6 protein-coding genes are annotated in these 14652 nt (G+C 67.1%); all 6 read left to right on the top strand.

Going from position 1 to position 14652, the window contains the following annotated elements; genetic code table 11:
* Positions 1-233 precede the first annotated feature (233 nt).
* A complete protein-coding gene (locus tag LL972_RS00795; RefSeq protein ID WP_228325995.1) occupies positions 234-2723 on the top strand; it encodes a family 20 glycosylhydrolase in 2490 nt (829 codons plus the stop codon).
* A 21-nt stretch (positions 2724-2744) separates the two neighbouring features.
* Entirely contained in the window at positions 2745-5426 is a 2682-nt protein-coding gene (locus LL972_RS00790; protein ID WP_228325994.1) for a beta-mannosidase, read from the top strand.
* A gap of 239 nt (positions 5427-5665) precedes the next feature.
* Positions 5666-8335 carry a glycoside hydrolase family 3 C-terminal domain-containing protein gene (locus LL972_RS00785; RefSeq protein WP_228325993.1) on the top strand — a complete coding sequence of 890 codons (2670 nt, stop codon included), beginning with the start codon at positions 5666-5668 and terminating at the stop codon, positions 8333-8335.
* A 436-nt stretch (positions 8336-8771) separates the two neighbouring features.
* Complete coding sequence (locus tag LL972_RS00780) at positions 8772-10223, top strand: glycoside hydrolase family 125 protein (RefSeq protein ID WP_228325992.1); 1452 nt, start codon at positions 8772-8774, stop codon at positions 10221-10223.
* Between the two features lie 139 nt (positions 10224-10362).
* Positions 10363-12705: a GH92 family glycosyl hydrolase gene (locus LL972_RS00775; RefSeq protein ID WP_228325991.1), complete on the top strand. Its 2343-nt coding sequence runs from the start codon at positions 10363-10365 to the stop codon at positions 12703-12705.
* A 49-nt stretch (positions 12706-12754) separates the two neighbouring features.
* Positions 12755-14596: a glycoside hydrolase family 35 protein gene (locus LL972_RS00770; RefSeq protein ID WP_228325990.1), complete on the top strand. Its 1842-nt coding sequence runs from the start codon at positions 12755-12757 to the stop codon at positions 14594-14596.
* Positions 14597-14652 lie beyond the last annotated feature (56 nt).

Below are 14652 nucleotides of genomic sequence, written 5' to 3'. Positions count from 1 at the left end.
CGACATGACGGGCGCGGTCGGTGTTCGCATCGGAATGCGTCCACTGCACGCCGATGTGAACACTGACCACGCCCGTCCTGCAGCGAACGACGCGGATGCGTAGTCGTTGCAGAACACCGCACGCACACTGCGCGCACCCCGACGAAGCGTGCGCCAGTCCCTGCGCCATCCGGCATGGCTTTGCTACTGTGCGTGGCTGCCGTGTTCTCCCCGCCACACCGGGATGTGATTGCATGATGTCGAACTCCGCACCGAGCCTGCGCTCACCATTCTCCCAGCGGCCGTTGCTGCGCAGCGTGTCGTCGCGCCCGCTGTCATCGCGGCCACGTTCCTGGCGCCTGCTTGCAGTGACGTTTGCGGCAATGCTGTTGGCAGGGTGTGGCCAGCGCGAGACGGCGACCGCGCCGGCTGCGGACCATCCCCGCACCACCTCGACATTGCCTGCGACCACTGCACCGCTGCCGCTGATTCCCGCCCCGGCCGAAGCCAGGCGCGGCACCGGCAGTTTCCGCGTCGGCACCGGCACGGTGATCTCCATCCCCACCGGCAACGCCGAAGTGCGCCGCAGCGCCGAGTCGCTGGCCAGCCTGTTGCAACGCACCCGCGGCCTGACCCTGGAAGTGCGCACCGAAACCAGCGCCTCGCCGCACAGCATCCGCCTGGAGCGCACCCCGCAGGCGCCGGTGGCACACAGGGAAGGCTATAGCCTGGACGTGGACGGCAACGGCATCCGCATCGCCGCGCGCGATGGCGCGGGCCTGTTCTATGGCGCGATCAGCGCCTGGCAACTGATGACGCCGGACGCGCGCAAGGGCGATGTCGCCGTGCCGGCGGTGGCGATCCGCGACTGGCCGCGCTTTGGCTGGCGCGGCCAGCATCTGGATGTGGCCCGCCACTTCCACGACGTCGACACCGTCAAGCATGTGCTGGACGCGATGGCCGCGCACAAGCTCAATGTGCTGCACTGGCACCTCACCGACGACCAGGGCTGGCGCATCGAGATCAAGCGCTACCCCAAGCTCACCGAGGTTGGTGCGTGGCGCGTGCCGCCCGGCGCCGGGCGGCACGGCACGCCCGAGCGCTATGGCGGTTTCTATACGCAGCAGCAGATCAGCGAGATCGTCGCCTATGCGGCGCGCCTGCACATCACCGTGCTGCCCGAGCTGGACATGCCCGGGCATGCGCAGGCCGCGGTGGCGGCGTATCCGGAAGAAGTCGGCGTGCCCGGCCAGCGCACGCAAGTGGGTGTGAACTGGGGCGTCAACCCGTACCTGTTCAACACCAGCGAACGCAGCCTGCGCTTCATCACCAACGTGCTGGACGAGGTGCTGACCTTGTTCCCGTCGGCGTATATCCACATCGGTGGCGATGAGGCGGTCAAGGATCAATGGGAAGCCTCGCCTGCGGTGCGCGCGCAGATGCGCAAGCTCGGGGTCAAGGACGCGCACGCGATGCAGGGCTGGTTCAACGAACAGCTTGCGGCCTACCTCACCAATCACGGCCGGCGCATGATCGGCTGGGATGAAATTTTGGAAGGCGGCGTGCCGGCCAGTGCCTCGGTGATGTCGTGGCGCGGCACCGAAGGTGCTGTGACCGCAGCCAGACAAGGCCACGATGTGGTGCTCGCCCCAGGCGACTGGCTGTATCTGGACAACCTGCAGACCACGCGCAGCGACGAGCCCAACGGCCGCCTGACCGTGCTGCCGTTGTCCAAGGTCTACGCCTTCGACCCGGTGCCGAGCACATTGACTGCCGAGCAGGCCACGCATGTACTCGGCGCGCAGAGCGAATTGTGGACCGAATACATTCCTTCCAGGTGGCATATCGACCACGCGCTGTTCCCACGCCTGTCCGCGGTGGCCGAAGTCACCTGGTCGCCTGCGGCTGCGCGCAACTGGAAAGATTTCCTGGCGCGTATGCCGGCCCAGCTGCAGCGTTATAAAGCATTGGACATCGACTACAGCGACGGCGCCTTCGCCGCCGATATCGCGTTGGAAGGCGGCCCCAACCCGGTGCTGGCCGGTGGCCCGGCCAAGGTGGCACTCGGCACCCAGGCCGGTGCGGGCACGCTGCACTACACCACCGACGGCAGCGATCCCACGCCGGCATCGCCGCGCTACGAGGAGCCGTTTGCGATCCAGCTGCCGACCACGGTCAAGGCCACCGCCTTCGATGCCGGCGGCACCGCGTTGGCGGCCACGCGCAGCCGCACCTTCGAGCGTGCCGGTCTGTTGCGCGTGGACACCCAGGGCCTGCGCGATTGCGTGGACACAGGCGCGCTCGGCCTGCGCCTGCCGTTGTTGCCGGAGATGACCGGCGCCGACACGCCGGTCTACAACGTCGACCTGTTCCATGCCTGCCGCCTCTATCCGCAGGCGCGCCTGGATGGCGTCGGCGCGATCCGCGTCGAGGCCGTACGCCTGCCGAACAACTTCGGCCTGGCACACGAACAATCCAAGGTGGTGCAGTACCCGGCCAAGACGCGCCGCGGCGAGCTGGAAGTACGCCTAGGCTGCGAGGGCGAGCTGATCGCCAGCGTGCAATTGCCCGACAGCGCCACGCTGGGCGAACAATTCACGCTGGAAACTGCACTGCCTGCACGCACCGGCATCCACGATCTATGCCTGCGCTTCACCGCGCCGATTCGCGGCCCGCTGCATGCCATCGGCGCCGTCCAGTTGATTGAAACCACCGCGCAGGCGCCCCCCGCCGCCACGCGCTGATCCATCCAAGGAGAGTCACCCATGCCCCTGTCCCGTCATCGTTGCGTACCCGCCCCCGCCCGCCTCGGGCTTGCCCTGGCCTTTGCCATCTCGCAGGCCTGGGCCGCGCCGCCCACCGCGACGCCGCTGGACAGCGGCTGGCAGGTGCGGCTGGTGCCGGGCCAGGAACAGGCCAGGACCTATCCGAAAGCGGCGGCGTGGTTGCCGGCGCAGGTACCGGGCGCGGTGCAGACCGATCTGATCGCCGCCAAGATCGTGCCGGACCCGTTCTATCGCGACAACGAAGGCAAGATCCAGTGGGCGGGCCTGAGCGACTGGCAATACCAGACCCGCTTCAACGTGGATGCGGCCACGCTCAAGCGCGCGCATGTCGAGCTGGTGTTCGACGGCCTGGACACCTTTGCCGAGGTCACCCTCAACGGCAAGCCGCTGCTGAGCGCCGACAACATGTTTCGGCAGTGGCGGGTGGATGCCAAACCGCTGCTCAAGCGCGGCGACAACGTGCTCGAGGTCAAGCTGTTCTCGCCGATCAAGAAGATACAGCCGTGGCTGGCCAAGCAGCCGTACGCGCTGCCGGGCGCCTACGATTCCGCATTCGGCGACGAGCCCGAGTCGCGCCACAGCTCCACCTATGTGCGCAAGGCGCCGTACAACTTCGGTTGGGACTGGGGCCCGCGCATGGTCAATGCCGGCATCTGGAAAGACGTGCGCATGGAGGCCTGGGATGCGGTGCGCGTGGACGGGCTGCATATCGCCCAGCAACGCGTGGACGCCGGTAGTGCGCAATTGCAGGCGCAGCTGGAACTGCAGGCCGGCCGCAGCGGGCCGGTGCAGGTGACGCTGGACGTGCTCGGCCCGGATGGGCAGAAAGTCGGGCAATTCACCCAGCAGGCGGTGGTCGACCCCGGCCAGAACCGCATCGATGTGCCGGTGCGCATCGCCAAGCCCAAGCGCTGGTTCCCGGCCGGCTACGGCGCGCAGGACCGCTACACCTTCGTGGCCAGCGTGCGCGACGCCGATGGCGACAGCCAGCAGATCAAGCGGGTCACCGGCCTGCGCTCGGTGGAGCTGCGCCGCGAGAAGGACACCTACGGCAAGAGTATGGAGATCGTGATCAACGGCATCCCGATCTTCGCCAAGGGCGCCAACCTGATTCCGCTGGATGCGTTCCCCGCGCGCGTGAGCCCCGAGCGCATGCGCAGCACCTTGCAGGACGCGCGCGATGCCAACATGAACATGCTGCGCATGTGGGGCGGCGGGCATTACCAGGACGACCGCTTCTACGAGGTGGCCGACGAGCTGGGCATCATGATCTGGCAGGACTTCATGTTCGGCGGCGCAGTGCCGCCGTACGACGTGGAGTTCCGCGAGAACACCCGGCAGGAGGCGATCGAACAGGTCAAGCGCCTGCGCGACCATCCCAGCATCGTGCTGTGGTGCGGCAACAACGAAGTGCAGACCGGCTGGGAAAACTGGGGCGACCGGGTCAAGTTCAAGCAGTCGGTGGACCCGGAGGAACGCAGCCGCATCGAGCGCGGCATGACCACCTTGTTCGGCACCGTGTTCCGCGAAGTGGTGGCCACCTACGACAGCGACGTGCCGTACTGGTCCACCTCGCCGGGCACCAACTTCGACGGCGCCGCCGACCAGGCCAACGATGGCGACATGCATTACTGGAAGGTCTGGGGCGGCCCCGCGCTGCCGGTGACCGAATACCTCAACGTCACACCTCGCTTCATGTCCGAATACGGCCTGCAGTCGTTCCCAGACATGCGCACCGTGCGTGCCTTCGCCGAACCCGGCGACATGGATCCGGAATCGCCGGTGATGCGCGTGCATCAGAAGTTCGACAAGGGCAACGGCAATAAGCGCTTGATGCTGTACATCCGCCGCGAATTCGGCGAGCCCAAGGACTTCGAGAGCTTCGTCTACCTGAGCCAGCTGATGCAGGCCGAAGGCATCAACCTGGCCGCCTCGCATCTGCGTGCATCGCGCCCGCAGTCGATGGGCTCGTTGTACTGGCAGCTCAACGACGTGTGGCCGGGTGCGTCGTGGTCCAGCGTGGACTACTACGGCCGCTGGAAGGCGCTGCATTACCACGCCCGCCGCTTCTACGCGCCGGAGCTGATCGCCGCACTGCGTAACGACAAGGGCCAGACCGAGGTGTCGCTGGTCTCCGACCGCACCACTCCGCTGGCCGCGCGTTGGCGCATGCGGGTGATGAGCATGGACGGCAAGCTGCTGAGCAAGCGCGAGGAAAAGGCCACCGTCAAACCGCTCAGCAGCCTGCAGGTGGGCAACTTCAGCGACAAGCAGTTGCTGGGCAGCGCCGACCCCAAGCGCAGCTACGCGGTGTTCGAATTGTTCGACGGCGACAAGCTGCTGTCGCGCGAAGTGGTGTTCTTCGCGCCGGCCAAGCAGCTGGCGTTGCCGACCGCCAAGATCGACAGCCATTGGCGCGCCGATGGCGATGGCTACGCGCTGACGCTGTCCAGCAGCACGCTGGCGCGCGAGGTCTGGCTGTCGTTCGGCGATGTGGATGCCACGCTGTCGGACAACGCGTTCGACCTGCTGCCGGGCGAACCGCTGACCGTGCACGTGAGCAGCAAGGCTGCGCTGGCGCAGTTGCAGTCCACGCTGCAGGTGCGTGATCTGGCGAGCACGCTGGCCGGCGCGCCGCCGGAGCCGGCCGAGACGAAGTAAGCCGCGCCGGGGACAGGCGTCGGACGATGGCGCAGCGCTCGCCTCAGGGCGCTGCGCCATCCGCTAAGACTGCGCGTGGCGCAGTGACTGCAGTGCCGGGCGCAGGTCTCGTATTCGATCCGGCGTCCGATCAGCAACCACCACTGCGCCAAGTGTCACCAACCGCTGCCCGCGGTCTCGCTGCGGGCAATCCAAGAACAACGCGTGACGGCCATTCGCCGCCCCGCAGGAGTGAGCAGATGTCGTTGTCCGTGTTTCCATGCCGCCTGGCGGTCGCGCTGAGTCTGGGTCTGGGCCTGCCGCTGGTCGGCGCGCCGGCATTGGCCGCAAAGAAAACCGATGCAGCGCCGGAGCAACGCGCCGCCGCGCTGGTCGCGCAGATGAGCCGCGAGGAAAAAGTCGCGCAGGCGATGAACGATGCACCGGCGATTCCGCGCCTGCGCATCCCCGCCTACGAATGGTGGAGCGAGGGCCTGCACGGCATCGCACGCAATGGCTACGCCACGGTGTTTCCGCAGGCGATCGGCCTGGCCGCCAGCTGGAATACCGCGTTGATGCAGCAAGTAGGCACGGTAGTCTCCACCGAGGCGCGCGCCAAGTTCAACCAGGCCGGTGGCCCGGGCAAGGACCACAAGCGCTACGCGGGCCTGACCATCTGGTCGCCCAACATCAATATCTTCCGCGACCCGCGTTGGGGCCGTGGCATGGAAACCTACGGCGAGGATCCCTTCCTCACCGGGCAACTGGCGGTGGGCTTCATTCACGGGTTGCAGGGCGAGGACCTCAGTCACCCGCGCACCATCGCCACGCCCAAGCACATCGCCGTGCACAGCGGCCCGGAGCCGGGCCGGCACAGCTTCGACGTGGACGTCTCGCCGCGCGATGTGGAGGCGACTTACACGCCCGCCTTCCGCGCCGCCCTGATCGACGGCCAGGCCGGTTCGGTGATGTGCGCATACAACTCGCTACACGGCACGCCGGCCTGCGCCGCCGACTGGCTGCTCAACGGCCGCGTACGTGGCGACTGGGGCTTCAAGGGCTTCGTGGTGTCCGACTGCGATGCGGTGGACGACATGACCCAGTTCCATTACTTCCGCCCCGACAACGCAGGCTCGTCGGCCGCATCGCTCAAGGCCGGCCACGATCTCAATTGCGGGCATGCCTATCGCGAACTCGGCACGGCGATCGAACGTGGCGAAGTGGACGAAGCCTTGCTCGACCAGTCGCTGGTGCGCCTGTTCGCCGCGCGCTATCGCCTGGGCGAACTGGAAGCACCACGCAAGGATCCGTATGCAAAGCTCGGTGCCAAGGACATCGATAACGCCGCCAATCGTGCGCTGGCGCTGAAAGCCGCCGCCGAGTCGATCGTGTTGCTCAAGAACGAGGCCAACACACTACCGTTGAAAGCCGGCACGCGGCTGGCAGTGATCGGCCCGAATGCCGATGCGCTGGCAGCGTTGGAAGCCAACTACCAGGGCACCTCGTCCACGCCGGTAACCCCGCTGCTTGGCCTACGCGAGCGCTTTGGTGCGCAACAGGTGAGCTATGCGCAAGGTGCGCCGCTGGCCGCGGGCGTGCCCGGCATGATTCCGGAAACTGCGCTGTGCAGCGATGGCAAGCCGGGATTGCGTGGCGAATATTTCGACAACGTCGAGATGACCGGTGCTGCGCGCGTGGTGCGGCAGGATCGCGTGGTGAGTTTCAACTGGGATCAGGTCGCCCCCGCAAAGGGCGTGCCGGCCGATCGCTACGCGGTGCGCTGGAGCGGCGAGTTGTTGCCGCCTAGCGCGGGCGATTACACGCTGGCGGTGCGGGTGGCGCGCTGCTTCGATTGCGCCGGCCACGACCCGGTGCGGCTGTACATCGACGACAAGCTGGTGGTCGCCGGCAATGCCGAAGACAAGCATGTGCCGGCCGGCATGCACAACGCCGACGGCCGCAGCGTGGAAACCGTGCTGCACTTCGACGACACCCGCCCGCGCAGGATCCGCCTGGAAATGGAACACCGCGGCCAGGACCAGGGCCTGCGCCTGGAGTGGCTGGCACCGGCGGCCGCGCAACTGGCCGAGGCCGAGCAGGTGGTGGCGCAGGCCGATGCGGTGGTGGCCTTCGTCGGCCTGTCGCCGGATGTGGAAGGCGAGGAACTGCGCATCGATGTGCCCGGCTTCGACGGCGGCGACCGCAACGACATCGCCCTGCCCGCACCGCAGCAGGCGCTGCTGGAACGTGCCAAGGCCTCCGGCAAGCCGCTGGTGGTGGTGCTGATGAGCGGCAGCGCGGTGGCCTTGAACTGGGCCAAGGCCCATGCCGATGCGATCGTGGCGGCGTGGTATCCGGGCCAGTCCGGCGGCACCGCGATCGCGCGCATGCTGGCCGGCGACGACAACCCGGGCGGGCGCCTGCCGGTGACCTTCTATCGCTCCACCAAGGACCTGCCGCCCTACGTCAGCTACGACATGAAGGGCCGCACCTACCGCTACTTCAAGGGCGAGCCGCTGTTTCCGTTCGGCTATGGTTTGAGCTACACCGGCTTTGCCTACAGCGCGCCGCAGCTGTCCACTGCAACCCTGCAGGCTGGCAGTCCGTTGCAGGTGACCACCACCGTGCGCAACACCGGCGCGCGTGCCGGCGATGAGGTGGCTCAGGTGTATCTGCAATATCCGGATCGCCCGCAGTCGCCGTTGCGCAGCCTGGTCGGCTTCCAGCGTGTACATCTGCAACCGGGCGAGCAGCGCACGCTCACCTTCACCCTGGATGCGCGCGTCCTGAGCGATGTGGATCGCAGCGGGCAGCGTGCGGTGGAAGCCGGCGATTACACGCTGTTTGTCGGCGGTGGCCAACCCGGTACCGGCGCGGTCGGCGAGGCGGCAGCGTTTTCGATCTCGGGGCGTTCGCCATTGCCGAAATGAGCGGTGGGTGTGCGGCAGGCAACGGCGTCGGCTGTGAGGGCTGGCGCCTGTTGCATAGGGCAGCGGAAGGACGTTGCGGTCGGCGACATTGCCCGAGATCAGGCGAGGCGGCACGCGCCGGCTCCACTACCAGGCCGGTCGGCGCCGTGCCGGCCTGCCGATCCCGCCGCACGTTTCCACCGCGATGACCGTGGTTGCACGGCAGGCAGGCGATGTCATACGACCGCAATAGACGTGGACCAGCCACCACCAATGCCGCAGGCCACGCATACGGCGCCGAATTGTGCGGACGCACTATGCACATTCGGCGCACACGTTGTATGGTCATCGGGAATTGGTCATGCATAGGTCTCATCATCGGCCGGGCACGTGATGCCGCCGATGGAACGATGTCCGCTGCGTCGACCACTTGCTGAAATCCAGGGAGTTCCAGCTCATGCACACCCGTCGCGACATCCTTCAGCTGCTCGGCGCCAGCGCGGGCGCCGGCTTGCTGGCCGGCGCACTGCCCGCCTTCGCCGCCGGCACCTCCACGGGCGTCGGCAACTTCGTCAGCAAGCGCCCGCCCAAGGCGCAGCGCCGTTTTATCAGCAAGGTGGTCGAGCAGCAGATCGTGCAGATCAAGGCGCGCATCGCCGACCCCGAGCTGGCCTGGCTGTTCGAGAACTGCTACCCCAACACGCTGGACACCACGGTGGAAACCGGCACCCGCAACGGCAAGCCGGACACCTTCGTCATCACCGGCGACATCCATGCGATGTGGCTGCGCGACTCCTCCGCCCAGGTGCACCCGTATGTGCCGCTGGCCAGGCGCGACCCTGCCTTGCGGCGCATGTTCCATGGCCTGATCCAGCGCCAGGCCGCCTGCATCCGGCTGGACCCGTACGCCAACGCCTTCCTGCCCGATGGCCAGACCCAGCGCCTGAAGTGGTCGCTCAACGACATCACCGAGATGAAGCCCGGCGTGGGCGAGCGCAAGTGGGAGATCGATTCGCTGTGCTACCCGATCCGCATCGCGCACGAATACTGGCGCGCCACCGGCGATGCCGCCCCGTTCGACGACGACTGGCGCGCAGCGATGCAGGTGGTGGTCAGGACCTTCCGCGAGCAGCAGCGCAAGGACAACCGCGGCCCCTACGTGTTCCAGCGCCCCTCGCCGTTGGCGACCGAGACCCTGGTGCTGGAAGGCTACGGCCAGCCGACCCGGCCCAACGGCATGATCCACTCGATGTTCCGCCCCTCCGACGATGCCTGCATGTTTCCGCTGTTCGTGCCGGCCAACCTGTTCGCGGTGGCCTCGCTGCGCCAGCTGGCGACGATGAGCACGGCCTTGCACCGCGATGCCGAGTTCGCCGCCGACTGCACCGCGCTGGCCGACGAAGTGGAAACCGCAACGCGCCAGTTCGGCCAACTGCGCGACAGCGACGGCCAGGCGTATTGGGCGTTCGAAGTGGACGGTTACGGCAACCAGTTGTTCATCGACGACGCCAACGCCCCCGGCCTGCTCAGCCTGGCCTACCTGGGCTGCTGCGACCGCGCCGACCCGGTGTTCCTGCGCACCCGCCAGCTGGCCTGGAGCGAACGCAATCCGTACTTCGCGCGCGGCCGTGCGGCCGAAGGCGTCGGCAGCCCGCACAGCGGCATGGGCACGATCTGGCCGATGTCGATCATCCAGTACGCGCTGGTCAGCGACGACGATGCGCAGTTGCGCCAATGCCTGCAGTGGCTGAAAACCACCCATGCCGGCACCGGCTTCATGCACGAAGCCTTCGACAAGGACAACCCGAGCAGCTTCACCCGCGACTGGTTCGCCTGGGCCAACACCTTGTTCGGCGAGCTGATCATCGACCTGCACCAACGCAAACCCCAGCTGCTGCGCAGCGCCTGATTGTGCGAAGGGCCCGACCGCCCTTCCAACGCGGAACTGCAGAGCGCTTGATCTTCCCTTCTCCCCTCGGGAGAAGGTGCCCGAGGGGCGGATGAGGGTACGGCCCGCCCCACTTCGTGACATCCAAGAGCACATCACCATGGCAACACGACGCGGTTTTCTCCAAGGCGCCATCGCAGCAGCCCTGTTCGGCAGCACCGGCTTGCCCGGGCTTGCACGCGCACGTGCAGGCAACTACGCACTGCCGGCCGATGCGCGCACCCGCGCCGAGCTCACCCGTCACGTCGATGTGTTCATCGGCACCGGCGGCCATGGCCACACCTTTCCCGGCGCGACCTTGCCGTTCGGCATGGTGCAACTGAGCCCGGACACCTACAACGCGGTCTGGGATTCGTGCTCCGGCTATCACGAGTCCGACGGCTCGATCATGGGCTTTTCGCACACGCATCTGTCCGGCACCGGCATCGGCGACATGCTGGATTTCCTGCTGGTGCCGGCCACCGGCGAGGTCAAGCTTGTACCGGGCGCACTCGACGCGCCGGACAGCGGCTACCGCTCGCGCTACGACCACAGCGATGAAGCCGCCTCGCCCGGCTACTACCGCGTGCGGCTCAAGGACAGTGGCGTGCATGCCGAACTCACCGCCACTGCGCGCGCCGGCCTGCACCGCTACCATTTCCCCAAGGGCAAGCCGGCGCATGTGCTGCTGGACCTGTGCCACGGCATGCAGGACAAGCCCGGCATCCCCACCCGCATCACCGACGCGCAACTGCGCGTGGTCGACGACCGTACCCTCACCGGTGGCCGGCGCGTCTATCAATGGGCGCAGGGGCGCTACATCTATTTCGCGATGCGGCTGTCGCGGCCGTTCAAGCAGGTGCAGCTGTACAACGAAGACCAGCCGCTGGCCGCAGGCACGCGCAGCGTGGACGGCGTGCACCTCAAGGCCGCACTGCATTACCCGGATGCATCCGACGCCCCGCTGCTGATCAAGGTCGGCATCTCCGCGGTCAGCGCCGACAATGCGCTGGCCAACCTGGATGCGGAACTGCCGGACTTCGACTTCGCCCGCGTGCATGCGCAAGCCGTGGCCGCCTGGGAGAAGGAACTGGCACGCGTGCGCATCGACAGCGATGACGATGCGCAACGCCGCATCTTCTACACCGGCCTGTATCACAGCCTGCTCGCGCCCACCCTCTTCAGCGACGTGGATGGCCGTTACCGCGGCATGGACCTGCAGATCCACACCGCCCCCAAGGGCTATCACAACTACAGCACCTACTCGCTGTGGGACACCTACCGCGCCGCGCACCCGCTGCTCACCCTGGTGCAGCCCGAGCGCGTGCCGGACCTGGTGCAGTGCCTGGTGCGCGGCGCCAGCGAATGCCCGGATGGCGTGGGCATCTGGCCGCTGCAAGGCGTGGAAACCGGCTGCATGATCGGCTACCACTCGGCAGTGGTGCTGGCCGAAGCGCATGCCAAGGGCTTCACCGGCATTGACTACAAGGCCGCCTGGCCGGCCTACCGCAAGCGCGCCATGGACGACACCACCCATGGCCTGGCGTATTACCGCAAGCTTGGCTACATCCCCGCGGACAAGGTGGACGAAGCGGTCAGCCGCACGCTGGAATACGCCTACGACGACTGGGCCTGCGCGCATCTGGCCCAGGCCGCCGGTGCCACCGACGATGCACGCGCACTGCGCGAGCGCTCACGCAACTACCGTAACGTGTTCAATCGCGACAGCGGCTTCGTGCAGGCGCGGCTGGAAGACGGCAGCTGGGCCATGCCGTTCGACCCGCGCGGCATGGGCCACATCAGCAAGTGGCGCGACTTCACCGAGTCCAACGCCTGGCAGGCCACCTTCCTCAACCAGCACGACCTGTACGGTTACATGGACCTGTACGGTGGCCGCGACGGCTTCGTCGCCAAGCTCGACGAGCTGTTTTCCACCAGCTCCGAACTGCCCGCCGATGCGCCGCCGGATATCGACGGCCTGGTCGGCCAGTACGCGCACGGCAACGAGCCCAGCCATCATGTGGCCTATCTGTTCGCCTACGCCGGCCAGCCGTACAAGACCCAGGCAATGGTGCGCCGGCTGCTGCGCGAGCAATACCACGACGCGCGCAATGGCCTGTCCGGCAACGAGGATTGCGGGCAGATGAGCGCCTGGTTCGTGCTGAGTGCGCTCGGGCTGTATGCGGTGGACCCGGTCAGCGGCAACTACATCCTCGGCAGCCCGCTGTTCAAGCGCGCAGAACTGGATGTCGGCAACGGCCGCACGCTGCGCATCGTCGCCAACAGCAGCAGCGCGCAGAACGTGTATGTGCAGTCGCTGAGCTGGAACGGCAAACCGACCAACCGCAGCTGGATGCGGCATGCCGACCTGGCCGCTGGCGGCACGCTGGAATTCACCATGGGCGCCAAACCGAACCTGGCCTTCGGCGCGAACAAGGAGGATCTGCCGCCTTCGTTTGGTTGATGCTTGTTCTTACTCGTCACTCTTCGTTCGTCACCGCCGAGAATCGCCCATGTTGCGTACGACCCTTGCACCGCTCGTTCTGGCCCTTGCGTTCGCACTTCCCCTCACCGCTAGCGCCGCCGATACCACCACCTGGCCCAGCTTCGGCACCCAGGGCACGCAGTTCGTGCGCGACGGCAAGCCGTATCAACTGCTCTCCGGCGCCATCCATTTCCAGCGCATCCCGCGCGCCTACTGGAAGGACCGCCTGCAAAAAGCGCGCGCACTCGGCTTGAACACGGTGGAGACCTACGTATTCTGGAACCTGGTCGAACCGCAGCAAGGCCGGTTCGATTTTTCCGGCAACAACGATGTGGCCGCGTTCGTGCGCGAGGCCGCCGCACAAGGCCTCAACGTGATCCTGCGGCCTGGCCCCTATACCTGCGCCGAGTGGGAAGCCGGCGGCTACCCCGCCTGGTTGTTCGGCAAGGACAACATCCGCGTGCGCAGCCGCGACCCGCGCTTTCTCGCCGCCAGCCAGGCTTACCTGGATGCCGTATCCAAACAGGTGCATCCGCTGCTCAACCACAACGGTGGGCCGATCATCGCCGTGCAGGTCGAGAACGAATACGGCTCCTACGACGACGACCATGCCTACATGGCCGACAACCGCGCCATGTACGTCAAGGCCGGCTTCGACGACGCCTTGCTGTTCACCTCCGATGGCGCTGACATGCTCGCCAACGGCACCTTGCCGGACACCCTGGCGGTGGTGAACTTTGCACCCGGCGAGGCCAAAAGCGCGTTCGAGAAGTTGATCAAGTTCCGCCCTGAGCAACCACGCATGGTCGGCGAATACTGGGCTGGCTGGTTCGATCACTGGGGCAAGCCGCACGCCAGCACCGATGCAAAACAACAGACCGAAGAGCTGGAGTGGATCCTGCGCCAGGGCCACTCGGCCAACCTCTACATGTTCATCGGCGGCACCAGTTTCGGCTTCATGAATGGTGCCAATTTCCAGGGCAACCCCAGCGACCATTACGCCCCGCAGACCACAAGCTACGATTACGACGCCATCCTGGACGAAGCCGGCCGCCCCACGCCCAAGTTCGCGCTGATGCGCGACGCCATCGCCCGCGTCACCGGCGTGCAGCCGCCGGCGCTGCCCAAGCCGATCGCGATCACGGCGCTGCCGGACACCCAACTGCGCGAATCGGCCTCGCTGTGGGACAACCTGCCCGCACCGATCGCCATCGACACCCCGCAGCCGATGGAACACTTCGGCCAGGATTACGGCTACATCCTCTACCGCACCACCGTCACCGGCCCGCGCAAGGGCGCGCTGTACCTGGGCGAGGTGCGCGATGTGGCGCGGGTGTATGTCGACCAGAAGCCGGTCGGCAGCGTCGAGCGCCGGCTGCAGCAGGTCTCCACCGACGTGGATGTTCCGGCAGGCCAGCACACGCTGGATGTGCTGGTCGAAAACAGCGGCCGCATCAACTACGGCCCGCGCATGGCCGACGGCCGCGCCGGGCTGGTCGACCCGGTGCTGCTGGACAACTGGCAGCTCACCGGCTGGCAGGCCTTCCCGCTGCCGATGCGCTCGCCCGACAGCATCCGCGGCTGGACCCGCAACCACGTTAACGGCCCGGCCTTCCATCGCGGCAGCCTGCCCATCGGCACGCCGACCGACACCTACCTGGACATGCGCGCCTTCGGCAAGGGCGTGACCTGGGCCAACGGCGTCAACCTGGGCCGCCACTGGGCCATCGGCCCGCAGCGGGCGTTGTATTTCCCGGCCCCGTTCCAGCGCAAGGGCGACAACACCGTGGTGGTGTTCGACCTGGACAGCACCGCCAAGCCCGGCGTGCGCGGCCTGCAGCAGCAGGTGTGGATCACGCCGAAGGAGTAGAGGGCATGCGGATGGCCGGCGGCTGACGCTCGCGCACCCGCCGGCTTGGCAATCGC

This window comes from Xanthomonas campestris pv. asclepiadis, from assembly GCF_020784175.1.
GTDB classification, from domain to species: Bacteria; Pseudomonadota; Gammaproteobacteria; order Xanthomonadales; family Xanthomonadaceae; genus Xanthomonas; species Xanthomonas campestris_D.
The sequence above is the reverse complement of the archived record's forward strand: the minus strand, read 5'-3'. Positions and strand labels throughout refer to the sequence as shown.